This window comes from Micromonospora sp. CPCC 206171 (assembly GCF_036906755.1).
GTDB lineage: Bacteria > Actinomycetota > Actinomycetes > Mycobacteriales > Micromonosporaceae > Micromonospora > Micromonospora purpureochromogenes.
Map to the genome: position 1 here is coordinate 58,712 of NZ_JBAKHT010000027.1, position 22,929 is coordinate 81,640.

At 73.2% G+C, this 22,929-nt stretch carries 20 protein-coding genes; 5 read left to right on the forward strand and 15 right to left on the reverse strand.

The genetic code is table 11. The features are described from left to right. Window positions 1-41: 41 nt before the first annotated feature. Complete coding sequence (locus tag V6U89_RS24985; protein WP_334574086.1) at window positions 42-635, reverse strand: nucleotidyltransferase family protein; 594 nt, start codon at window positions 633-635, stop codon at window positions 42-44. Between the two features lie 134 nt (window positions 636-769). Then, complete coding sequence (locus tag V6U89_RS24990) at window positions 770-2,449, reverse strand: bifunctional 3'-5' exonuclease/DNA polymerase (protein ID WP_442933983.1); 1,680 nt, start codon at window positions 2,447-2,449, stop codon at window positions 770-772. A 332-nt stretch (window positions 2,450-2,781) separates the two neighbouring features. Here V6U89_RS24990 and V6U89_RS24995 point away from each other — a divergent pair, with 332 nt between their 5' ends. Then, window positions 2,782-4,509: an ABC transporter ATP-binding protein gene (locus V6U89_RS24995; RefSeq protein ID WP_334574139.1), complete on the forward strand. Its 1,728-nt coding sequence runs from the start codon at window positions 2,782-2,784 to the stop codon at window positions 4,507-4,509. Continuing rightward, window positions 4,506-6,236 carry an ABC transporter ATP-binding protein gene (locus tag V6U89_RS25000; protein WP_334574091.1) on the forward strand — a complete coding sequence of 577 codons (1,731 nt, stop codon included), beginning with the start codon at window positions 4,506-4,508 and terminating at the stop codon, window positions 6,234-6,236. The genes V6U89_RS24995 and V6U89_RS25000 overlap by 4 nt, the downstream gene beginning before the upstream one ends. A gap of 97 nt (window positions 6,237-6,333) precedes the next feature. Here V6U89_RS25000 and V6U89_RS25005 read toward each other — a convergent pair whose 3' ends face one another. The 5 genes from V6U89_RS25005 to V6U89_RS25025 are packed head-to-tail and all read right to left on the reverse strand — an operon-like array spanning window position 6,334 to window position 11,397. Further along, entirely contained in the window at window positions 6,334-7,290 is a 957-nt protein-coding gene (locus V6U89_RS25005) for a carbohydrate ABC transporter permease (RefSeq protein ID WP_334574093.1), read from the reverse strand. Window positions 7,291-7,303: 13 nt separating this feature from the next. Then, complete coding sequence (locus tag V6U89_RS25010; RefSeq protein ID WP_334574096.1) at window positions 7,304-8,245, reverse strand: carbohydrate ABC transporter permease; 942 nt, start codon at window positions 8,243-8,245, stop codon at window positions 7,304-7,306. A gap of 21 nt (window positions 8,246-8,266) precedes the next feature. Next, entirely contained in the window at window positions 8,267-9,679 is a 1,413-nt protein-coding gene (ngcE, locus tag V6U89_RS25015) for an N-acetylglucosamine/diacetylchitobiose ABC transporter substrate-binding protein (protein WP_334574098.1), read from the reverse strand. Between the two features lie 24 nt (window positions 9,680-9,703). After that, window positions 9,704-10,453 (reverse strand): sugar isomerase domain-containing protein, encoded by a 750-nt coding sequence (locus tag V6U89_RS25020; RefSeq protein ID WP_154936112.1) that lies wholly within the window; start codon window positions 10,451-10,453, stop codon window positions 9,704-9,706. Beyond that, entirely contained in the window at window positions 10,450-11,397 is a 948-nt protein-coding gene (locus tag V6U89_RS25025; RefSeq protein ID WP_334574101.1) for a MurR/RpiR family transcriptional regulator, read from the reverse strand. The genes V6U89_RS25020 and V6U89_RS25025 overlap by 4 nt, the downstream gene beginning before the upstream one ends. 200 nt (window positions 11,398-11,597) lie before the next feature. On the opposite strand from V6U89_RS25025, the gene V6U89_RS25030 reads away from it, so the two are divergent. Beyond that, the gene (locus tag V6U89_RS25030) at window positions 11,598-12,587 is read left to right on the forward strand and encodes an N-acetylglucosamine kinase (RefSeq protein WP_334574103.1); all 990 of its coding nucleotides are present in this window, start codon (window positions 11,598-11,600) and stop codon (window positions 12,585-12,587) included. Window positions 12,588-12,690: 103 nt separating this feature from the next. Here the strand turns inward: V6U89_RS25030 and V6U89_RS25035 are convergent, their stop codons facing one another. The 6 genes from V6U89_RS25035 to ngcE (V6U89_RS25060) form a co-directional block, all read right to left on the reverse strand. After that, window positions 12,691-13,122 (reverse strand): SRPBCC family protein, encoded by a 432-nt coding sequence (locus V6U89_RS25035; protein ID WP_334574106.1) that lies wholly within the window; start codon window positions 13,120-13,122, stop codon window positions 12,691-12,693. Further along, window positions 13,115-13,435, reverse strand: a complete 321-nt coding sequence (locus V6U89_RS25040; RefSeq protein WP_334574108.1) for an ArsR/SmtB family transcription factor — start codon at window positions 13,433-13,435, stop codon at window positions 13,115-13,117. Before V6U89_RS25040 ends, V6U89_RS25035 begins: the two co-directional genes overlap by 8 nt. Continuing rightward, window positions 13,428-13,799, reverse strand: a complete 372-nt coding sequence (locus V6U89_RS25045) for a VOC family protein (protein ID WP_334574110.1) — start codon at window positions 13,797-13,799, stop codon at window positions 13,428-13,430. The genes V6U89_RS25040 and V6U89_RS25045 overlap by 8 nt, the downstream gene beginning before the upstream one ends. A 122-nt stretch (window positions 13,800-13,921) precedes the next feature. Further along, window positions 13,922-14,821, reverse strand: coding sequence for a carbohydrate ABC transporter permease (locus tag V6U89_RS25050; protein WP_334574112.1), 900 nt, complete (start codon window positions 14,819-14,821; stop codon window positions 13,922-13,924). Then, complete coding sequence (locus V6U89_RS25055) at window positions 14,818-15,726, reverse strand: carbohydrate ABC transporter permease (RefSeq protein WP_334574114.1); 909 nt, start codon at window positions 15,724-15,726, stop codon at window positions 14,818-14,820. The genes V6U89_RS25050 and V6U89_RS25055 overlap by 4 nt, the downstream gene beginning before the upstream one ends. A 64-nt stretch (window positions 15,727-15,790) precedes the next feature. After that, window positions 15,791-17,206 (reverse strand): N-acetylglucosamine/diacetylchitobiose ABC transporter substrate-binding protein, encoded by a 1,416-nt coding sequence (ngcE, locus tag V6U89_RS25060; RefSeq protein ID WP_334574117.1) that lies wholly within the window; start codon window positions 17,204-17,206, stop codon window positions 15,791-15,793. Between the two features lie 192 nt (window positions 17,207-17,398). Here ngcE (V6U89_RS25060) and V6U89_RS25065 point away from each other — a divergent pair, with 192 nt between their 5' ends. Continuing rightward, complete coding sequence (locus V6U89_RS25065; protein WP_334574119.1) at window positions 17,399-18,847, forward strand: acyltransferase family protein; 1,449 nt, start codon at window positions 17,399-17,401, stop codon at window positions 18,845-18,847. On the opposite strand, the gene V6U89_RS25070 is transcribed toward V6U89_RS25065, so the two are convergent. Continuing rightward, window positions 18,819-20,309 carry a CoA-acylating methylmalonate-semialdehyde dehydrogenase gene (locus V6U89_RS25070; RefSeq protein WP_334574142.1) on the reverse strand — a complete coding sequence of 497 codons (1,491 nt, stop codon included), beginning with the start codon at window positions 20,307-20,309 and terminating at the stop codon, window positions 18,819-18,821. The two genes, V6U89_RS25065 and V6U89_RS25070, sit on opposite strands and share 29 nt — an antisense overlap. A gap of 14 nt (window positions 20,310-20,323) precedes the next feature. After that, entirely contained in the window at window positions 20,324-21,631 is a 1,308-nt protein-coding gene (locus tag V6U89_RS25075; protein ID WP_334574121.1) for an aspartate aminotransferase family protein, read from the reverse strand. 265 nt (window positions 21,632-21,896) lie between these two features. Here V6U89_RS25075 and V6U89_RS25080 point away from each other — a divergent pair, with 265 nt between their 5' ends. Next, window positions 21,897-22,790, forward strand: coding sequence for a glutamate cyclase domain-containing protein (locus V6U89_RS25080; RefSeq protein ID WP_334574123.1), 894 nt, complete (start codon window positions 21,897-21,899; stop codon window positions 22,788-22,790). Window positions 22,791-22,929: the final 139 nt, after the last annotated feature.

Sequence of the window (22,929 nt, forward strand, 5' to 3'; positions counted from 1 at the left end):
ACGGGGCCGCCGGCCGCGGCGGGCCGGGTGCCGGGGACGGCTCAGACGCCGACGCGCTGCGGCGGGACGGTCAGGCCGTAGAGCGCCATCAGCTCCGGCGTGTCGACCCGGCTGCCGTCGGCCACCGAGTCGCAGGCGATGTCGACGATCTGGTCCTTGTGCGCGAGCAGGTACGGCCGGGCGCCGACGTCGGCGCTGGCCAGCGTCGCGATGCCGGACCAGTGCCGCCGGCCGAAGAGCATCGGGTAGCCGCGCAGCCCGTCGTAGGTGGCGCAGACCAGCACGTCCGGGTACGGCAGCGCGGCCACCCGGCGTACCGCGGCGGGGGTGAGGCCCGGCATGTCCACCGGGACGACCACCACCGCCTCGACCCCCTCGTCGGTGAGCGCGGCCAGGCCGGCCCGGATCGAGGAGCCGACGCCGGTGCCCCAGGCGCGGTTGACCACCACCGTGACGCGGCTCAGGTCGGCGGTTTCCCGCACCTGGTCGGCGGCCGCGCCCAGGACCACCACGATCTGCTCGCAGCCCGCCTCGGTCATCGTGTCGATCATCTGGCTCACCAGGGGCGTGCCACCCTGGTGCAGGAGCGCCTCGGGTCCGCCGATCCGGCGTCCCCCGCCCGCTGCGATGATCATCCCTGCGATCCGGTTCAGCTGCGCCACCTCCGTCGTGAAGACGGACCGAGCAGAGCTGCCCGGCCCGTTGCGCACATCGGACCCAACGAGCGCCCCCGGCACCGGGTAGCGGGGCAAATAGGAAAATTTGTGCGCTATGCCGCGTCGGCGTAGCAGTCGACGATGGACAGATCCAGCGGGAACCGGACCGGAGTGTCCGCGAACAGCAGCGCCGAGGCCCGCTCGCCGGACCGACCGACCACCTCGGCGACCGCCTCGGCCTGCTCGGCCGGGCAGTGCACCATCACCTCGTCGTGCTGGAAGAACACCAGCTCGGCGGCGGTGCCGGCCAGCTCGCCGCGGAGCGTGGCGAGCAGCGTCGAGGCCCACTCCGCGGCGGTGGCCTGGATGACGAAGTTGCGGGTGAACCGTCCCCGGGACCGGGCCGCCCGGGCGCGCGGGGACTGTGGGTCGGCGCCGGCGTCCGGGTCGACGCCCGCGTCGTCGCCGTCGACGAACCCCGCCGTGCCGGGCGGGCAGGTACGCCCGAGCCAGGAACGGACCAGGCCGCCCGCCTCGCCGGTGCGGGCCGCCGCCTCCACGTAGCCGAACGCGGTCGGGTAGCTGCGCTTGAGCACCGCCAGCGCGGGGACGGCCGACCCCCCGGTCTGGCCGTACATCGCACCGAGCAGGGCCACCTTGGCCCGGGCCCGGTCACCGGCGAAGGCGTCCTGGGCCAGGGCCGCGTAGAGGTCGCCCGCCCCGCCGGCCGCCGCGAGCCGGGCGTCGCCGGAGACCGCCGCGAGCACCCGGGGCTCCAGCTGGCCGGCGTCGGCGACCACGAACCGCCAGCCCGGATCGGCCACCACCGCCCGCCGGATCACCTTGGGGATCTGCAACGCGCCACCACCCCGGGTGGCCCACCGGCCGGAGACCACCCCGCCGGGGACGTACTCCGGCTGGAAGCGGCCGTCGGAGACCCAGGCGTCCCGCCAGGCCCGGCCGTGCGCCGTCCAGATCCGGTAGAGCTCCTTGTATTCCAGGACCAGCGGCACGGCCGGATGGTCGACGCCGCGCAGCACCCAGGCCCGGGTGTTGGGCAGCTCCACCCCGGCCCGGGCGAACGCCCGCAGCAGCTCCGCCGGGGAGTCGGCGTGCACCTGACGTACGCCGAAGGCGTCGGCGATCCGGGCGGCCAGCTCGGCGAGCCGGCGGGGCGGACCGCCGACCGGGGACGCCTCGCCGAGCAGCTCGTCGAGGATCGCGTCGTGCACGTCGACGCGCCAGGGCAGGCCGGCGGCGCCCATCTCCACCGCGATCAGCGCGCCGGCCGACTCGGCGGCGACCAGCAGCCGGAACCGGCCCGGGTGCGGCGTGGCCGCGATCCGGGCGAGCTGGTCGGCGTACACCTCGACCAGGGCTTCGATGCCCGGGCCCGGCGGCCCGGGGACGGCGTCGAAGAGCGCGCCCTGGCCGTGCCCGGGCGGCGCGGGCGGTCGGGGCGGCGGGTCGGGCGGCACGGCGGCCCCGGTGAGCCGGGCGTGCGCGGCGGCGAGCGAACGCGGCTCGCCCCAGCGGCCGGCGTGGCCGAGCAGCAGGGCCTCGGTCAGCTCGACGTCGTGGCAGCGCTCCACCCGCACCCCGGCGCGCAGCAGCGCCGGATAGAGCGCGAGGCCGGAGGCCCAGACCCAGCGCGGGTGCTCGGCGGCCTCCCGGGCGGCGATCGCGGCGGCGAGGTCGTCGACGGCGCCGGCCGCGCCGACGGGACGCCCCTGGGCGTCGAGGGGCTGGAGGACTCCCCCGCCCCGCTCGTCCGCCACCACCGCCACCAGCACGGATGCGATTCTGCCTCGCCCCTGTGACACCGACCGACCCGCCCGCCCGCACCTCGCGTCGGGCCTTCGCCGAGCCCCTTGCCGGCGGGGCGTCCTCGGCCGGCTGCGAAGGCAGCGGCGGGGCGAGCCGGCTTGCCGCGTCTGGCCGACCGGCCGAGCAGGAAGCGGTGGCGGGGCAGGCCAGGACGCCGATAAACGGGTCGGTGGATCTTCGCGCTGGTCGGTAGCGTGGGCGGGTGCCCCCGCAGATCCCCCATTCCGAGCCCGGCACTCCGGACACCAGGGGGCCGTTGCGCTACCTGTGGTGGCTGGTCCGCTGCCAGCCCTGGCGGGTGCTGCGCGGCAGCCTGCTCGGCACGGCCTGGATGGTCGGGCTGTCGGTGCGGCCCTGGCTGATCGCCCGCGCGGTTGACGACGGGCTGCGCGCCCACGACAACCGCGCCCTGTGGCTCTGGGTCGCGGCGATCGTCGTCGCGGGGGTGGGCCTGTCCTACCTGGGCATCATGCGGCACCGCACGATGACCTTCATCCGGGAGGACGCCAAGGCCCGCTCGGCCGCCGTCCTGCTGCGGCAGCTGTCCCGGATCGGCGCGGTGCTGCCGCGCCGGGTCGCCGCGGGCGAGGTGGCCACCGTCGGCGGCTCCGACATCGACTGGACGGCGCAGGTGCTGACGCTGACCGGCCCAGGGGTCGGCGCGGTGATCGCCTACGCGGTCATCGCCGTGGTGCTCTGGTCGGTCTCCCCCTTCCTCGCCCTCTGCGTGCTCGTGGGCGTGCCGGCGGTCGGGCTGGTGGTCGGGCCGCTGCTGCGCCGCCTCGACCGCGCCGAGTCGGTCTACCGGCAGCAGCAGGGCGCCCTCACCGCCCGCTCCGGCGACATCGTCGCCGGGCTGCGCGTCCTCGCCGGGGTCGGCGGCCGGGACCTGTTCGCCCGCCGCTACGCCGCCCGGTCCCGCGACCTGCGCGCCGAGGGCTACCGGGTCGGCGCCGTCAACAGCTGGATCGACGCGGCCACGGTCGCCATCCCCGGGCTGTTCCTCGCGGCGGTGGTGTGGCTGGCCGCCCGGATGGCGGTCACCGGCGAGATCAGCATCGGCGAGCTGGTCGCCGTCTACGGATACGTGGCGACCCTCGTCGTGCCGGTCTGGTTCCTGCTGGAGGGCAGCCACGAACTGATCCGTGGCCGGGTGGCCGCCCGCCGGATCGTCGCCCTGCTCGACCTGGTCCCGGACGACGTCGGCGGTCCCCGGACCGGGTCCGGTGAGCCGGGTCGGGTGCCGGCGGCCCGCCGGCCGGCGGCGGTGCCCGCGCCCGATGGTCCCGCCGACCTGCACGATCCGGTGACCGGGCTGACCGTGCGCGCCGGGCGGCTGACCGGGGTCGCCGCGGACGACCCGGCCGAGGCGCTGGCGCTCGCCGACCGGCTCGGCCGGTACGTCGCCTCCGACGTCACCTGGGGTGGCGTGCCGCTGACCGGGATCGCGCTGGACGAGGTCCGGGCCCGGATCCTGGTCGCCGACCACGACTCGTACCTGTTCGCCGGGACGCTGCGCGAGGTCCTGCGCACCCGGCCGGGCGAGGACGACCGGGGCGGGCCGGGAACCGACGAGGAGCCGGTGGTGGCGGCGCTGCGCGCCGCGTCCGCCGAGGACGTCGCCGAGGCGCTGCCGGACGGGCTCGACACCCCGCTCGACGCCCGGGCCCGGACGCTCTCCGGCGGCCAGCGCCAACGGGTGCGCCTGGCCCGGGCGCTGCTCGCCGAGCCGGAGGTGCTCATCCTCGTCGACCCGACGTCCGCCGTGGACGCGCACACCGAGGCGCGGATCGCCGAGCGGCTCCGGGCCGCGCGGGCCGGGCGGACCACCCTCGTGCTGGCCACGTCGCCGCTGCTGCTCGGCCGGGCCGACACGGTCGCCCACCTGCAGGGGGGCCGGATCGTCGGCACCGGCGGCCACGCCGACCTGCTCGACCGGGATCCCGGCTACCGGCGGCTGGTGGCCCGGGACAGCGCCGAGCCGGACGTCGACCGGCCCACCGACGCCGAGGGGGCCCTCCGGTGAGCCGACTGCCGGTGGCCGACCGCGGCGCCGTACGTCGGGCGCTGCGCGACCTGCTCGGCCGGCACCGGCGCGCCGTCCTGGGCGTGCTGGCGCTGCACGGCGCCGCCGCGGTCGCCGGGCTCGCCCCGCCGTGGCTGCTGGGCCGCATCGTCGACCGGGTCACCGGGGGTGCCGGGGTGGCCACCGTCGACCGGCTGGCGCTGGCGATCGGCGGGGCGGTCCTGGTGCAGGCGGTGCTCTCCCGGTACGCCCAGTACGCGGGCCACCGGTTCGGCGAGCGGGCCGTGGCCGAGCTGCGCGAGGACTTCGTCCACCGCACGCTCGAACTGCCCGTCTCCGTCGTCGAGCGGGCCGGCTCCGGCGAACTGGCCACCCGCAGCTCGGTCGACGTGTCCACCGTCGGCACCACCGTCCGCGACGTGGTGCCCACCATGGTCATCGCCTCGGTGCAGCTGACGCTGCTGTTCGGGGCGGTCTTCCTGCTGCACCCGCTGCTCGGCCTGGCGGCGCTGGCCGGGCTGCCGTCGATCGGCGCGGCGCTCCGCTGGTACCTGCGGCGGGCCAGCCCCGCGTACCTGGCCGAGGGCGCGTCGGCCGCCGCGCTGACCGAGACGCTGACCAGCACCGCCGAGGGCGCCCGCACCGTCGAGGCGTTCCGGCTCGCCGACGAGCGGATCGCCCGCGGCACCGCGCGGATCGCCCGGCTGTGGGCCGCGCGGCGGGCGACGCTCGGGCTGCGGACGGTCTTCTTCAGCGTGGTGGAGGCCAGCTATCCGCTGCCGGTCGCCGCGGCGCTGCTCGTCGGCGGGTACCTGCTCGCCCGGGGGGACGTCTCGCTCGGTGCGGTGGTCGCCGCCGCGCTCTACCTGCAACAGGCCATCGAACCGCTGGACCGGCTCCTGCTCTGGACGGAGCAGGCGCAGCGCGGCTTCGCCTCGTTCGCCCGGGTGCTCGGGGTCGGCCTGGTGCCGCCGGAGGCGCCCGGCACCGCGCGCACCCCCCGCGACGAGCGACTCGTCGTACGCGGGGCCCGCTTCTCCTACGCCGCCGGCCACGACGTGCTGCACGGCATCGACCTGGAGGTCCGGCCCGGCGAGCGGCTGGCCGTCGTCGGCCCGTCGGGGGCCGGGAAGTCCACCCTGGCCCGGCTGCTGGCCGGGATCGACGCGCCCCGCCAGGGCGTGGTCAGCATCGGTGGCTGCCCGGTCACCGACCTCGACCCGGCCGAGCGCCGCCGCCGGATCGCCCTGATCACCCAGGAGCACCACGTCTTCATCGGCTCGGTACGCGACAACCTCGCCTTCGCCGCGCCGGACGCCACCGACGAGCAGATGCGCTCCGCGCTGCGCACCGTCGGGGCCGACTGGTACGCCGCACTCCCCGACGGCCTGGACACCCCGCTCGGCGACGGGGCCCGGCAACTCGGCGCGGCCGAGGCCCAGCAGCTCGCCCTCGCCCGGCTGGTGCTCGCCGACCCGCACACGCTGATCCTCGACGAGGCGACCGCCGCCCTCGACCCGACCACCGCCCGGCGTACCGAGCGGGCCCTCGCGGCCGTGCTCACCGGACGCACCGTCATCGCGATCGCGCACCGGCTCAACACCGCGCACGACGCCGACCGGGTCGCCGTGCTGTCCGACGGCCGGATCACCGAGATCGGCACCCACCACGACCTGGTCCGCGCCGACGGCCCCTACGCCGCCCTCTGGCGCTCCTGGCACCCCTGACCCCCGGGCACGTTCCCTCTTGCACGGAAAGAGTGGCTATCCGCGGCGGGATAGCCACTCTTTCCGTGCAAGTGCGTCGACCGGAGGTGGGACGGGGTTACTTGCTGACGCCGGCGGTGAGGCCGGACTGGACCTGGCGCTGGAAGACGACGTAGACGATGAGCACCGGCAGCATCGCCATGGTGACGCCGGCGAACAGCCCCGACCAGTCGGACTTGTAGCCCTGGTTGACCGAGAGCTCGATCAGCCCCTGGGCGATCACCTGGTGCTTCGGCTCGCCGGCGACCGACTGCATGAGCAGGGTCGGCAGGTACCACTGGTTCCATTGGCCCAGCACGTTGAAGATGCCGATGCTGATCAGGCCCGGCTTGGCCATCGGCAGCATGACGCTGAAGAAGGTCCGGGTGTGCGAGGCCCCGTCGACCTGGGCCGCCTCGGCGATCGAGTTGGGCAGCGTCCGGAAGAACGAATGCATGAAGAAGACGGTGAACGACATCGACCAGGCCACATAGACCAGGATCAGCGTGAGGTGCTTGTTCGGGCCGAGCAGCGGGAACACCACGTTCATGTTGTAGACGCCCTTGAACAGTGGCACCGCGGCGAGGTAGATCGGCAGGGTCAGCCCCGACAGGAACATCCAGTAGATCAGCCGGTTGCCCCGGAACTCGTAGCGGGCCAGCGCGTACGCCGCCATCGAGCCCAGCAGCATCGTCAGGGTCACGCTGAAGACGAGCACCAGCAGCGTGTTCAGGAAGAAGCTGTCGATCCCGGCCGTCCAGGCCCGGGCGAAGTTGTCCCACTGCAGCGACTCCGGGAACAGCGACAGCGGCTCGCGGATCACCTCGGAGTCGGTCTTGAGTGCGGACATCACCACCCAGAACAGCGGGTAGACCACCATGATCGCCCACACCGCGAGGAACAGGTGCGAGAAGCCGTTGAATATCCGGCCGCCGACGCTCTTGGCGGCGGCTTCCGCCCGTCGGCTCGCGGCCGGACCGGCCGGCGGCACCGCGTCGGGTCGCCGCTGGCCGGAGGTGTGGGTCACCGTGCTCATCGTCCAGGCCTCCTCAGAACTCGATCCGCTCACGGCGGGTAATCCTCAGCTGGAGGGCGGCCAGCAGGATGGTGAAGATGGCCAGCGCCACGGCGATCGCGCAGGCGTAGCCGAACTGGCCCTTCTGGAACGCGTTGAACTGGATCACCGAGGCGAAGATCTCGCTGGCGTGGTTCGGGCCGCCCTGGCTCGGCGTCATGACGAAGACCAGGGCGTACATGTCCAGGGCGATGAAGCCCAGGTAGACCCAGGCGACCGAGATGGTGTCCCGGAGCAGGGGCAGGGTGACCCGGAAGAAGGTGTGGAAGCGGCCGGCGCCGTCGAGGAGGGCCGCCTCGTAGATGTCCCTCGGGATCGACTGCATGGCCGCCGAGAAGAGCACCATGTAGAAGCCGGCGCCGCTCCACACCGCGATCAGCAGCAGCCACCACAGCACCGCCGGGACGCCGAGGAACGGCTCCGGGTCGGCGGTGAAGGCGATCGGGTTCTGCGGGTCGACCAGGCCGATCTTGGTCAGCAGGCCGTTGATCAGGCCCTGCTGGTCGGACCGGTAGATCTGCTGCCACATGACGGCGATGACCACCAGCGACAGCACCTGCGGGAAGAAGAAGATGACCTTGTAAATGCTCGACCCGAACACCCCGCGGATGCCGGCCCTGTCCTCGCGTCCGCCCACGTTGAGCAGGAACGCGAGGAACAGGGCCAGCGCGATGGTGAACAGCGGCACGGTGACCAGGAAGAAGACGTTGTGCCAGAACGCCTTCCTGATCAGCTCGTCGGAGAACAGCCGGACGTAGTTGTCCAGCCCGACGAAACGCTGGGAATCCGAGTACCCTCCCCAGTCGGTCAGCGAGTATCCCGCCGCCTGCGCGAACGGCCACACCACGTAGAACAGGTACAGCGCAACGGGCAGGGCCAGGAAGCCCGTGACGAAACGCGCGACTCCGTGCCGCATTGGACTCACTCTCTCCGTCGGTCAGGCGGTGCGGGTCTGCTTCTTGATCGACGAGTCCTTGGCGACCTTGTCGGCGGCCGCCTGCATCTTGTCGACGAACTGCTGGGCGGTGAGCCGGCCGGCCATCAGCTCCTCGGAGAGGTTCTGGCTCTCCTTGTCCAGGTCGGCGTAGAAGTCCTGGAACTTGACCGAGATCAGCTCGCTGCCACCGTTCTTCATCAGCGTGTTGGCGCTGGAGAGCGCGGTGTCCTGCACGTTGTCGCCGGAGCCCTTGGTGGAGGCCAGCGACTTGGTCAGCTCGGCGAACTTGGCGGAGCCGGCCTTCGACAGCATCGCCCGCAGGAACTCCTTGGCGGCCTCCTTGTTCGGGGCCTTGCTCGGCACGACGAAGCCCTCGCCCGACGCGGCGAACACGTCCTTCGGCGCCTTGTCGTCGGCGTTGTGCCAGTAGTCCGACAGGGTCATCTCGAAGCCCGGCGGGATGGTGGCGGACATCTCGTTCTTCAGCCAGGTGCCGACCTGGATGAACGCCGCCTTGCCGTCGAGCCAGGCCTGCTGCGACTGGGTGTGGTCGAGCTTGCCCGGCAGCAGCAGCCGGTCCTTGACCAGCTTCTCCCACGGCTCCAGCGCCTTGAGCACGCCGTCGGCCTTCCAGGCGTTCTCCTTCAGGTTGTCGATGTCGATGACGACCTGCTTGCCGGCGGTCTTCCAGATGCTGGCCATGAGCGCCCAGCGCGGGTAGTAGCCGTGCACGGCGTCGTGCACGTACGGTGCCATGCCCTTGGCCTTGATCTTCGGGGCCAGGGCGAAGAACTCTTCCCAGGTGGTTGGCGCCTGCCAACCCTCCTTCTTGAACAGCGCCGCGTTGTACCAGTTGCCCCACACCGTGTACGCCACGTTCACGACGTAGAACTTGCCGTTCTGGGTGCCGTCGCCGACCGTGCCCGGCAGGAGCGAGTCCGCCACGGTGCCCTCGCTGTCCCAGGCGGGTGCGGTGAGCAGGTCGTCGAGCGGCTCGATGGCACCCTCGTTGATCAGCGTGCTGCGGTCCATCATGTCGGCGCCCGAGTTCATGACCAGGTCACTCGGCTGCGTCGCCATCTTCGGCTGCTCTTCGGTCTTGATCTTCTGGGTGGAAGACATGTTGACCGTGATGTTCGGGTGCTTGGCGTTGAAGATGACCTTGTCTTCCTTGGCCCACTGGTCGCCCAGGCCGCCGTTGAAGACGACCACCTTGACGGCGCTGCCGTCCTTCACGCCGAACGGGTTGTCCTTGCTCTTCGCCGTGCCGCCGTTGTCGGACTTGCTCGGCTCGCTGCCGGCGCAGGCGCTGAGCAGGCCGGCGGCCGGGGTGACCAGAAGGCCCGCCGCGGCGGCCCGCCGCAGCAGGGTCCGGCGGTTGAGGTCGCCGGGGGTTTCGGGGGTAAATGACATCGTCGTCTCTCCTTGTGTGTCGGGTCAGGCGGTTCGCCGGAGACGCCCGGCGTACCGCGACTCGAGGGCGAGGTTGTGCTCGTCCCCACCGGGGACGTTGGCGGAGAGGTAGATAGGGGGGACCTCTCCGGCCTGGTGGAACCGTCGTACGACCTCCGCGGTCAACAGCTGCGCCAGCAGCGCGGTGGTGACCGAGGAGACCGCACAGACCGCGCCGCCGCCCTCGAGCGGCAGCAGTGCGTCGCCGTACGGCGCGCCGTTGTCCAGCACGACGTCGGCGAGATCGGCGAGCCGGTGGCCGGACGGGTGGCGCGGGGCCACCCGTGCGGTGTGGGCGACCGAGGTGACCGCGATCAAGGGGTGGCCGCCCGACTTGACCAGCAGCGCCAGCTCGACGACCGAGCCGTTGATGCCGGACTGGGAGGCGACCACGAAGACGTCGGCCGGGTGCGGGTCGGCGAGGGCGTACAGCTGGTGGGCGACGGCCGGGTCGCGCTCCAGCTTCGGATCGGCGAGCAGGTCGCGCGGCGCGTCGCCGTGCAGCACCAGGTCGTGCAGGGAGAGCCGGTTGGTGGGGACCAGCCCGCCGGCCCGGGCGACCAGCTCGGCGGCGAACGCCTCGGAGTGCCCGGCGCCGAAGGCCTGGAGCACCCCGCCGGCCCGCAGGCTGGCCACGATCAGGTCGGCGGCCTGTCCGATCGCCTCGGTCTGCGAGTCGACCACCCGGTCGAGCACCGGGCGGACCGCCTCGGCGTACCCCTGAGCGCTGATCATGAGGCGGCCCCCTTCGCGGCCTTGTGCCCGTCGACGGCCTGGGCGGTACGCCGGAAGGCCGCGTGGGCGCGGTCGTGGGTGCGCTGCGCCACGGCGATGTAGAGCAGGTCGAGCACGACGAGCTGCGGGTGCCGGGCGGAGAGCGCGTCCGGCCGGAAGGTGGTGGCCTGGCTGGCGGTGACCAGCACGATGTCGGCCAGCTCGGCCAGCGGCGAGCGCGGGAAGCCGGTCAGCGCCACGGTGGTCGCGCCCCGGCTGCCGGCCTCGGCGAGCATCTCGATGGTCTCCCGGGTCTGCCCGGTGTGCGAGATGCCGAGCGCGACGTCCCCGACGCCGAGCAGCGCCGCGCTGGCCAGCCCCTCGTGCACGTCGCTCCAGGCCCAGGCGGCCACGCCGATGCGGTGCAGGCTGAACTGCATCTCCTCACCGACCAGGGCGCTGCCACTGGCGCCGAAGATGTTCACCCGGGACGCGCCGGCGATGGCCACCGCCGCCCGTTCCACCTCGGCGAGGTCGAGCAGGCTGGCGGTGTCGTGCATGGCGCGGGTGTCGGCGGCCATGATCTGGCCGAGCACCCGCTCCAGGGGGTCGCTGGGCTGGATCTCGCGGCCGATGTCGACGGTCCACCCGGCTGACCGGGCCCGGCCGGTCTCGGAGGCGATGCCGAGCCGCAGGTCGGCGTAGCCGTCGAAGCCCATGGCGCGGCAGAACCGGGTGATGGTGGCCGGCGAGGTGCCGCTGCGCTCGGCCAGCTCGACGATGGTGGCCCGGGCGGCCGCCTCCGGGTCGCTGAGCACGTGCTCGGCGACCCGGCGCAACGCCCCCGTCAGCTCACCCGCGCCGGCCCGGACCCGGGCCAGCACCCCGTCGGCGCCCCGCCGGTCGACCGTGTCGGCGTCGACCACCGCGGTCCCCGCGGAAGTGTCCACCTCATGATCCACCATCGGAGCGCCTTTCGGAAAAGAGTGTTTACTGTTAGTGGTAAAAGTTCTTACTGAAGGCCCCTCCGTGTCAATAGCGTGGGCGAAGTTTTCAAACTGTTACCTGGCGCACACCGGCCGCGCCGACCGCCGATCTTGCCTTGCGGGCCCGGATCGGACCAGCATGAACCCACCCGTACCGCCGCACCGGGAGGCCCGTGAGCATGTCCGACACCGTCGTGGTCGGTCTCGACGTCGGAGGTACGTCCACCCGCGCGACCGCGCTGACCCTGGGCGGCGCACGCCTGGGCACCGGCCGGGCCGGCGGCGGCAACCCGACCAGTCACGGCGCCGACCGCGCCGCCGCCGAGCTGCTGACCGCGCTGCGCGGCGCGCTCGCCGGGGTCGACCCGGCCCGGGTACGCGCCGGCACGATCGGCCTCGCGGGCGCCGCCCGCCTGCTTGCCGACCCGGCGGGGCGGGCCGCCTTCGACCGGGCCTGGGCCGAGGCCGGCCTGCGCTGCCCGTACGCGGTGCACGGCGACGCCCTCGTCGCGTACGCCTCGGGCACCGCCGCCCCGGACGGCACCGTGCTGATCGCCGGCACCGGCGCGATCGCCGCCCAGGTACGCGACCTGCGGCTGGACCGGGTCGCCGACGGTCACGGCTGGCTGCTGGGCGACGCCGGCTCCGGCTTCTGGCTGGGCCGGGAGGCGGTCCGCCGGCTGCTGGCGACCCTGGACAGCGCCGGGGCACCCGGCCCGCTGGGCCGCCGGTTGCTCACCGAACTGCTCGGCACCGCCGAGGTGGCGGAGCGCCCCCGCGACACCGTCGACGCGCTCATCCAGGCGGTGACCCGGCGGCCCCCGGTCGAGCTGGCCCGGGTCGCGCCGCTGGTGGTGGCCGCCGCCGTCGAGGGCGAGCCGGCGGCGGTCGCACTGATCGAACGGGCCGCCGCGCACCTGGTCGAGAGCGCCGGGCGAATCCGGCCGGACGGCGCGGTCACGCCGATCGTGCTCGGCGGCGGACTGCTCACCGAGGACACCCCGCTGGCGGCGGCCGTCCGCGCCGAGGCGCACCGGCACTGGCCGGACGCCCCGGTACGCCCGGCCGGCGACGGGGCGGCCGGGGCGGCCTGGCTCGCCGCCCGGGAGCTGCCCGAGGTGACCGATCCCGTCGCGCTGCACGCCCTGCTGGTCCCCGCCACCGCCTGACCCCGCCGCCTCGGCTCGACGCGGGCCGGGCCGGCCCACCTCCTATCGACGCGGGCCGGCCGCCGAGGGCGTCCCGCGCACCGCGCAGCCGGAACCACGCCCGTCAGTCGGCGGCCAGGATCTCCTCCAGCCGGCGCCAGACGTGCGAGCGCCAGCCGCCGCCGAGCAGGGTGGCCGTGCGCTGCTGGACCGGGTCGTCGGGATCGAAGCCGCTGTGCTCCAGGAAGAGCCGGGTGCCCCGCCCCTCCGGGGCGAGGGTCCAGCTCACCTCGGTGTCGAGCGGCCCGCCGCGCCAGGCCCAGCGCAGCCGGCGCGGCGGGTCCACCTCCAGCACCTCGCAGTGCACCACGCCGTCGAAGCCCTGGGCCGGCCGCGGCTCGGTACGGAACGTGAACCGGTGCCCGACGACCGGCGCGACGTCGTTCGGCATCAGCCAGCGGGCGAGCAGGTCGGGCTCGGTCAGCACCCGCCACACCTTCGCCGGCGGGTGCGGCAGGAACTCATCGACCCGGATCGTCGTGGTGGGCTCAGTCATCGGGCAGCCCGTCGAGGACGTCCCGCAGCTCGGCCAGCTTCGCCCGCCAGAACCGCTCGTACGGGGTGAGCCAGTCGGCCACCTCGCGCAGCGGCTCCGGGCGCAACGCGTAGAGCCGCTGCCGGCCGACGGGGCGTTCGGTCACCAGGCCGGCGTCCTTGAGCACCCGCAGGTGCTCCGACAGGCTGGGCCGGCGCATGTCGAAGTGGGTGGCGAGCCGCTGCACCGGCTGCTCGCCACGCTCGCGCAGCAGCCGGAGCACCTCGCGGCGGGTGGGGTTGGCCAGTGCCGCGAAGACGTCGGTCTCAGACACGGGTGGACTGGAGCACGATGCCGTTGCCGTCCGGGTCGTGGAAGGTGGCGTAGCGCCCCCACGGGGCGACCTGGATGTCGCTCTCGAAGTCGACGCCCCGGTCGCGCAGGGTGGCCACGTCGCCGTCGAGGTCGTCGGTCTCCAGCACCAGGCCCTTGAGCGAGCCGGGCGGCATGGTCGGGAACCAGGTGACCAGGGTGAGGGCGGTGGCGGCGCCCTTCGGGGCCACCTGCACCCAGCGCCCGCCCGGGCCCATCGGGTTGTCCCACACCAGGTCGAAGCCGAGGACGTCGACGTAGAAGTCACGGGCCCGGTCCTGGTCGCTGACGGGCACGGAGAGCAGCTGCACATGGGTCACGGTCATGCGCCCACCATAGGTAGGACTTTTCCTACCGGTCAAGCCGGGGGTCGGGAGGGGTGGCGGCGACCGGGCCGCGCACCTTCCGCCGAGGGTCGCCGTTCATCATGATCGGTATCGGACAGGCGTCACTTGAGCTGACCGGCGGTCAGGCCGGACTGGACCTGCCGCTGGAAGGCCACGTAGACGGCGAGCACGGGTAGCACCGCGATGGTGAGGCCGGCGAAGAGCCGGGCGTAGTCACCGGCGTAACCCTGGCTGACCGAGAGCGCGAAGAGCCCCTGGGCGAGCACCCACTTCGACTCGTCGCCCTGCATCAGCACCTGCGGCAGCAGGAACTGGTTCCAGTGGCTGAGGAAGTTGAAGATCGCCACGCTGATCAGTCCCGGACGGGCCATCGGCAGCATCACCCGGAAGAAGAGCCGGAAGTGGCCGCAGCCGTCGACCAGCGCCGCCTCCGCCACCGAGGTCGGCAGGGTGCGGAAGAAGGCGGTCATGAAGAAGACCGTGAACGGCAGCGAGTACGCCGCGTACACCAGGATCAGGCCGGTCCAGGTGCCGAAGAGCCCGGCGTTGCGGACCACGAAGAAGAGCGGCACCAGGGCGAGGAAGACCGGGAACATCAGGCCGCCGACGAAGAGGTAGTAGACGAACTGCCGGCCCCGGAACTCGTACCGGGCGAAGACGTACGCGGCGGTGGCGCCCATCAGCATGGTCAGGCTGACCGAGCCGGCCACCACCACGAGGCTGTTGAGGAAGTACCGGCCGATGTGCGCGCCGGTCCAGGCCCGGGCCCAGTTGTCGAAGCGCAGCGTCTCGGGCAGCCCCCACGGGTCGCCGAGGATCTCGCCGTTGCTCTTGAACGAGCTGACGAACATCCACAGCAGCGGCAGCACCGTCAGCGCGGTCCAGACCAGCAGGAAGCCATGCGAGAAGACGTTGGCGACGCCGAGTTCGCGGCGGACCGGGCGGTCGGCCGAGCGCGCGGTCGTCGCGGCGACCGGGGCGGCCTCGTCCAGGGTGGTCAAGAGTACTCGATTCGGTCGCGTCGGCCGGCGCGCAGGGACAGCACCGCCACCGACAGGGTCAGGAAGAACATCACCACGCCGATCGCCGAGGCGTAGCCGAACTTGGTCTCGCTGCCGAACGCGGTGTCGTACATCCGCACGCCGATCACGTCGGTGGAGAAGTTGGGGCCGCCGTTGGTCATCAGCTGCACCAGGATGAACCCGTCGAGGGCGAAGATGGCCAGGTAGACCCAGGCGACCTGGACGGTGTCCCAGAGCAGCGGCAGGGTGACCCGGCGCAGGGTGGTCAGCCGGGACGCCCCGTCGAGCAGCACCGCCTCGTAGATCTCCTTCGGCACGGCCGACATCGCGGCGCCGAAGAGCACCACGTAGAAGCCGACGTTGCTCCAGACCATCACGGCCAGCACGCACCAGAAGGCGGTCCGCGGGTCGCCGAGCCAGGTGGGCGAGCCGAGCCCCACCCCGTGCAGCGCGCTGGTGAGCAGGCCCTTGTTGGGGTGGTAGACCTCCTTCCAGAGCAGCGCGATGATCACCACCGAGAGCACCTGGGGGAAGAAGTAGACGGTGCGGTAGAGGGCGCTGCCGCGTACCCCGGTCACCCCGGCCCGGCCCTTGCGCCCGCCCATGTTGAGCATGGTGGCGAAGAAGAGCCCGAGGACGATCGTCAGCACCGGCACCAGGGCCAGCAGGATCGCGTTGTTCTTCAGCGCGTTCCAGACGTAGTCGTCGTGCCAGAGCGCACGGAAGTTGGCCAGCCCGACGGAGTTGGCGTCGGCGGAGTAGCCGAGCCAGTCGGTGGTGGAGATCTGGAACGCCTGCAGGTACGGCGATACGACGAAGATGACGTAGAGCAGCACCGGCGGCACCAGGAAGGTGACGATCAGCGGGTACTTGCCATGTTTCACGGTGGGCCCCAACTCCCGGCGGTCGGCCGGCGGGGACCGTGGACGGTCCCCACCGGCCGGGTTGTCACGCGGTGCGCTTGTACTTCTTGACCGAGCTGTCCTGGGCGATCGAGTCGGCGCCCTTCTGGCACTGGTCGAGGAACTCCGCCGGGCCGATCCGGCCACTGAAGAACTCGCCGCACGCGGCGTCGACGAGGTTGCGCTCCAGCTTGCGGTAGTAGTTGTTGTAGACCCAGTTGAAGCCGTTGGTGCCGGAGGCGTCCAGCGCCTTCACCACGGTGCTCAGCCCGTACGGCAGCTCGACGCCGTCGGTGGCGCCGGCGACCACGGTGAGGCTGGAGACCTTCTTGGTGAAGTCCTGGGCGCCCTTCTTGGACAGCATGGTCCGGAAGTACTCCAGGCCACCGGCGACGTTCTTCGCCTTCGCCGGCACCATGAACGGCTCACCCGCGGTGCCCCGGACCGCCTCGAACGGCAGCTTGTCGCCACTGCCCAGGCTGGGCGTCGGCTGGACGGTCATGTTGAACCCGGCCGGCGTGACGTCCTTCTGCTCGCTCTCCAGCCAGGAACCGCAGGAGATGAAGGCGGCCTTGCCCTGGCACCAGGCGGTCTGCGACTGCTTGTGGTCCAGGCCGGGCGAGCCCTCCAGGATGTACTTGTCCTTGACGATCTGGTGCCAGGCGTCGGCCGCGGCCTTCATCGCGTCGGACTTCCAGGCGTTCGGCTCCAGGTTGTCGATCGCGGTGGCGACCGACGGTCCGCCGAACTTGATCGCGGTGGAGATCAGCGGCCAGCTCATGTAGCGCGGGTGCAGGCCGGCGTACGTCCAGGGGGCGATCCCGGCGGCCTTGATCTGCTTGCAGAGTGCGATGTGGTCGTCCCAGGTCTTCCCGTACGACCAGTTGCGCTCGCCGAACAGCTTGGTGGAGTGCCAGATGCCGTAGACGGTGTAGGTGTAGTTGAACACCAGGAACTTGCCGTCGTACGAGCCGACCTCGACCGCGCCGGGCAGCAGGGTGTCCTTGACGGTCTTGCCGGGGATGTCGAGGCTCGGGGCGGCGAGCAGTTCCCCGAGGTCGGCGAGGGCGTTCTGCGAGACCAGGCCGTTGAAGTCGATCTGGCCGGCGCCGGAGTTGTTGACCACGTCGGGCGGGGTGCCGTCGACGAAGCGCGGCTGGAGGGTCTTGCTGATCTCCTGCGTGGCCGAGTGCTTGATCTCGGCCTTCGGGTACTTCTCCTTGTACATGGCCTCGTGGGCCTTGGCGTACTCCTCGCCGAAGCCGCCGTTGAAGATCACCACCTCGAGCGGAGCGTCCTCCTTGACCCCGAGGGGGTTCTGCTCGCTCTTGGTGCCCTGGTAGGTGCCGCCGTCGGCCTTGTCGTCGCCACCGCCGGTGGCGCAGCCGGCGAGCAGGCCCGCCGCGGGGGTGGCCAGCAGGCCGGCGGCGGCGGTACGCCGCAGGATCTCACGCCTGTTCATCAGCTCTCCTCGGTTCGGGTGGGGCGGATCGCCGATGACATCCGGTGGCGTCCGCCGGTCGAGGCACGTTGATTCTCTTCAGTTTGCCTGTTGTTGCTGAAGAATTTCTACGGCAGGAGCGCGCCGACTTCAAGACCCGGCGGCCGATCCGTTATCACCACCGGCCGGACCGGGCTGGCATAGCCTGAGCGCATGCGCCGCCTGGGCCAGCTCGCGGAGCGGACCCCGGCCGGACGGGAACGCTACGTCGACCTGCTCCGCGCGCTCGCGATCGCCATGGTCGTCGCCGGCCACTGGGGCGCCACCGTGCTCGGCCGGGACCCGGCCGGCCGGCCGACCGGGCACTCCGCGCTCGCCGACCTGCCGTGGGCGTACCCGCTCACCTGGCTGGCCCAGGTGATGCCGGTCTTCTTCCTGGTCGGCGGCTACGCCAACGCGGCGTCCCTGACCCGCCACCGGGCCCGCGGCGGCGACGCGGCCGGCTGGCTGCTGGACCGCAGCGCCCGGCTGGTCCGCCCCACCAGCGCGCTGCTGCTGGTGCTCACCGTCGCCGCGGCGCTGGGCCGGCTGCGCGGCACCGACCTCACCCACCTGCGCACGGTGATCTGGTACGCCACCATCCCGTTGTGGTTCCTGGTCGCCTACCTGGTGGTCGTGGCCCTCACCCCGCCGATGTACGCGCTGCACCGCCGCTACGGGCTCGCCGTGCCGCTGGCGCTCGTCGCCCTGGTGGCGCTGGGCGACCTCGGCCGGCTGACCGGGCCGGCGACGCTGGCCGCCGGCAACTACCTCTTCGGCTGGCTGGCGGTGCACCAGCTCGGCTTCGCCTGGTACGACGCCCGCACCCCCGCGACCGGGCCGCCGTCCGGGCCTTCGGAGCCGTCCGAGACCGCACCACCCGCGGCAGAGACGGCCGTGCCGCACCCGGCGTCGGGGTCCGACCGGCCGGGGGTACGCCGGCGACGCCTGCCCACCTCCCGGCCGGTGGCGCTGGCGCTGCTGGTCGGGGGCCTGACCGCGCTGATCCTGCTCACCGTCGTCGGGCCGTGGCCGGTGGCGATGCTGAAAGTGCCCGGCGAGCGGCTGGACAACGCCTCGCCGCCGAGCCTGGCGCTGCTCGCCCTCGCCGCGGCCCAGCTCGGGCTGATCCTGCTGCTGCGCGCCCCGGCGCGGCGCTGGCTGGGCCGGCCCCGACCGTGGCGGGTGGTGATCGGGGTCAACCTGGTGGTACTGACGGTATTCCTCTGGCACCTGACCGCCGCCGTGCTGCTGATCGGGCTGCTCGACGCCGTCGGCCTGCTGCCCACCCCGCCGGTCGGCTCGGCCGCCTGGTGGGGTTGGCGGGTGCCCTGGCTGCTGCTGCTCGCCGTGGTGCTGGCCGTGCTGGTCGCCGTCTTCGGCCCGATCGAGACGCGCAGCGCCCGGCACCGCACCGGGCGGCGGATTCGCCGGGCCGGCCGGGTCCGCGCGGTGCTGACCGTTGCCGGGTACGCCGCCGTCATCGGCGGGCTGCTGGTCAACAGCGCCACCCCGAAGGCCGCCCCGGAGCCGCTCGGCACGCCCGTCCCGGCGCTGGTGACGTACCTGGCCGGGGCGGGCGTGCTGCGGTTGCTCAGGTCTGGGTGGGGAAGCCGAGGTTGACCCCGCCGTGGCGCGGGTCGAGCCAGCGACTGGTGACCACCTTGCCCCGGGTGAAGAAGCGCACCCCGTCCTCGCCGTGCGCGTGCAGGTCGCCGAAGAGGGACGACTTCCACCCGCCGAACGAGTAGTACGCCATCGGCACCGGGATCGGCACGTTGATCCCGACCATGCCGACCTCGACCTCGTGCTGGTAGCGGCGGGCGGCGCCGCCGTCGTCGGTGAAGATCGCCGTGCCGTTGCCGTACGGGTTGGCGTTGACCAGCTCGACCGCCTCGTCGTACGAGCCGACCCGGACGACGCCGAGCACCGGGCCGAAGATCTCGTCGGTGTAGATCGACATGTCCGGGGTGACCCGGTCGAACAGGGTCGGCCCGAGCCAGAAACCGCCGGAGTCCCCGTCCGGGGTGACGTCCCGGCCGTCGACCACCGGCACCGCGCCGGCCGCCACGCCGGACGCCACGTAGGAGCGGACCCGCTCGGCGTGCGCGGCGGTGACCAGCGGACCCATGTCGCAGCCGCGCCGCCCGTCGCCGGTGCGCAGCCCGGACATCCGTTCGGCGATCTTCGCGACCAGGGCGTCGGCGACCGGCTCGACGGCGACCAGCGCCGAGATCGCCATGCACCGCTCCCCCGCCGAGCCGAAGCCGGCGTTGACCGCCGCGTCCGCGGCCAGGTCCAGGTCGGCGTCGGGCAGCACCACCATGTGGTTCTTCGCCCCGCCGAGCGCCTGCACCCGCTTGCCGGCCATCGACCCGCGCTGGTGCACGTACCGGGCGACCGGGGTGGAGCCGACGAACGACACCGCCCGCACCGAGGGGTGGTCCAGCAGCGCGTCGACCGCCTCCTTGTCGCCGTTGACCACGTTCAGCACGCCGTCGGGCAGGCCCGCCTCGGCGAACCACTCGGCCAGCAGCAGCGCGGCGCTCGGGTCCTTCTCGCTCGGCTTGAGCACCACCGCGTTGCCGCAGGCCACCGCCACCGGCACGAACCACAGCGGGACCATCACCGGGAAGTTGAACGGCGAGATCACCGCCACCACGCCCAGCGGCTGCCGGAGGCTGTACGAGTCGACCTCGGTGGAGACGTTCTCGCTGAAGCCGCCGCGCAGCGCGGACGGGATGCCGCAGGCGTACTCGATCACCTCCAGGCCGCGCTGCACCTCGCCGGCGGCGTCCGCGAGCACCTTGCCGTGCTCGGCGGTGATCACCGCGGCGAGCCGGTCGCGGCGGGCGTGCACCAGCTCCCGGAAGGCGAACAGCACCGCCGTGCGCTTCGCCAGCGACGCGTCCCGCCAGGCCCGCGCCGCGCGCTCGGCCGCCTCCACCGCGACCGCGACGTCCGCGGCCGAGGCCAGCTCCACCTCCCCGGTACGCCGGCCGGTGGCCGGGTCGAAGACGTCCCCGCGCCGCGGCGAGCCGCCGGAGACCCGCTTGCCGTCGACGAAGTGCCCGATGACCGTCACGTCGTCCGTCCCGCTCATGCCGCCACCTCCGCCGAGGCGCAGGAGCGGATGGCGTCGACGAGAATGGCCAGCCCCTCGCGGGCCTCGTCCTCGGTCAGCGTCAGCGGCGGGCCCATCCGCAGCACGTTGCCGTGCAGGCCGCCCTTGCCGGCGAGCAGCCCACCGGCCCGGCACGCCTCGAAGACGCGGGTGGTCAGCGCCGGGTCCGGCTCGGTGCCGCCCGGCCGGACGAACTCGACGCCGAGCATCAGCCCCTTGCCGCGTACCTCGGCGACGCAGTCGAGGCCGGCCACGGCGGCGCGCAGGCCGTCGGCGAGGATCGCGCCGGTGCGGGCCGCGTTGGCCTGCAGGTCGTGGTCGCGCAGGTAGTCCAGGACGGCGTTGCCGGCGGCGGTGGAGATCGGGTTGCCGCCGAAGGTGGAGAAGCTGATCGCCGGCACCGACTCCAGCACGTCGGCCCGGCCGACCACGCCGGCGAGGGCGAAGCCGTTGCCGACACCCTTGGCGAAGGTGAGCAGGTCCGGGGTGACGCCGTGCGCCTGGTAGCCCCAGAAGTGCTCGCCGGTACGCCCCCAGCCGGTCTGCACCTCGTCGGAGATCAGCAGGATGCCGTGCTCGTCGAGGACCTTCTTCCAGGCCGCGAAGAGCCCGTCCGGCGGGGCCACGAAGCCGCCCACGCCCTGGATCGGCTCGGCGATCAGGCAGGCCACGTCGCCGGCGGTCTGGGTGGCCAGCACCTCGCGCAGGTCCTCCACCGCCGCGTCGATCCGGTCGTCGGCGTCGAGGCGGGCCAGCAGGCCGCGCAGCCGCTCGCCGGAGTGCAGCCAGGCCACCTGGAGCGGGTTGAGCGCGCTCGCCGACCAGCCGCGGTTGCCGGTGACGCCCATCGCCGCGTACGACCGGCCGTGGTAGCTGTTGCGCACCGCCAGGATCTGGTGGGAGCGGCGGTGGTTGGTGGCGACCAGCAGGGCGGCCTCGTTCGCCTCGGTGCCGGAGTTGGTGAAGAAGACCCGGGCGTCCGGGATGCCGGAGAGCCGGGCGATCTTCTCCGCCAGCTCCACCTGCTGGCGGATCAGGTAGAGCGTGGAGCTGTGCACGATGCCGGTGCGCAGCTGGCGCTCCACCGCCTCCCGGATCTCCGGGATGTCGTAGCCGATCATGTTGGTCAGCACGCCGCCGAAGAAGTCCAGATAGGTCCGGCCCTGCGCGTCGGTCACCCGGCGACCCGAGCCGGACACCAGCTCGATCGGTTCGGCGTAGTAGAGCGGCATCCAGGACGGGAGCACGGCCCGGTGTCGGGCCAGCAGGTCGTCGGAGGTCATCGTCGCACCCTTCAGCGGCGGCGGATTCGCGTTCCTCGCACGCTTCCACCAGCCGACGACAGGGACAACTGTCACTGTGTAGCCCAGCCGGGGTGGCGGCCTGACAGCGCGTCAACCTGCCCGGTGCGGTTTCCGGGGCGGACCTCCTCCTTCGCAGCCCTTTCGGTGGACATCGGACCGATCCGCGACTCATTCCGCAGGGCGGCGGCCGGCTGGACCGCTCGCCCTACGCTGGGCCGGTCCCCCGGGTGGCAGGAGGTCCGACATGCGGCTGGCGCAGACCATCGCGGAGCTGGAGCGGACGGCCGCGCGGGAGGTGGGCCGGGGCAGCGAGCGGCTGGCCGTACCGGCGGCCGGCGGCCTGCTCGCCGCCGCCCGCTCGCTCGCCGCCGCGCCCGACGCCGCCGTTCTCACCGGGTTCTACATTCCCGCCGCCGACCCACCCGCGGCGGAGACCGACGGTCCGATCGGGGCGGTCCAGCTCGCCGCCGCGCTGCGGGCGCTCGGCGGCGAGGTCCGGCTGGTCACCGACGCCCCCTGCGCGCCGGTGGTCGCCGCCGCGCTCGAGGCCGCCGCACCGGACGTGCCGCTGGACGTGGCGCCGGTCCAGGGGTACGACGACTGGGCCGGCACCGTCCTGCCCCGCTACGCCGCGCTCTCGCACCTGATCGCCTGCGAGCGGGTCGGCCCCTGCCTCGACGGGTGCCCGCGCAACATGCGGGGCGAGGACATCGGCGCCCACACCGCGCCGCTGGACCGGCTCTACGCCGCCGGTTCCGGCTACCGGATCGGCATCGGCGACGGTGGCAACGAGCTCGGCATGGGCCGACTGCCGGCCGAGCTGGTGGGCCGGGTGGTGGACCGGGGCGAGCGGATCCACTGCGTGGTCGGCTGCGACGCGCTGCTCGTCGGCGGCACGTCCAACTGGGCCGCCGCGGCGCTGGTGGGTGCGCTGGCGCTGCTGCGCCCCGAGGTGCCCGCCCTACGCGACCTGCTCCGCCCCGAGTGGTCGTACGCCGTGCTGACCGAGATCGTGACCCGGGCGGGCGCGGTGGACGGCGTACGCCGGCGGGCCGAGGTCAGCGTCGACGGCCTGGACTGGCCCGCGTACGCCGAGCCGCTGACCCGGATCGCGGAGCTGGTCGCCGCGGCGGGTTGACCGGCGGGCGGCGGTCTCAGGCGGTCGCGCGACGCTCGGCGGCGGTCGGACGCGGCCGGGGCCGGGCGCGCGGGGCGCCGGCCGCACCCTCCGGCGCGGGCCGGGTCGAGGGGTCCGGCGCGGGCCGGGCCGAGGGGTC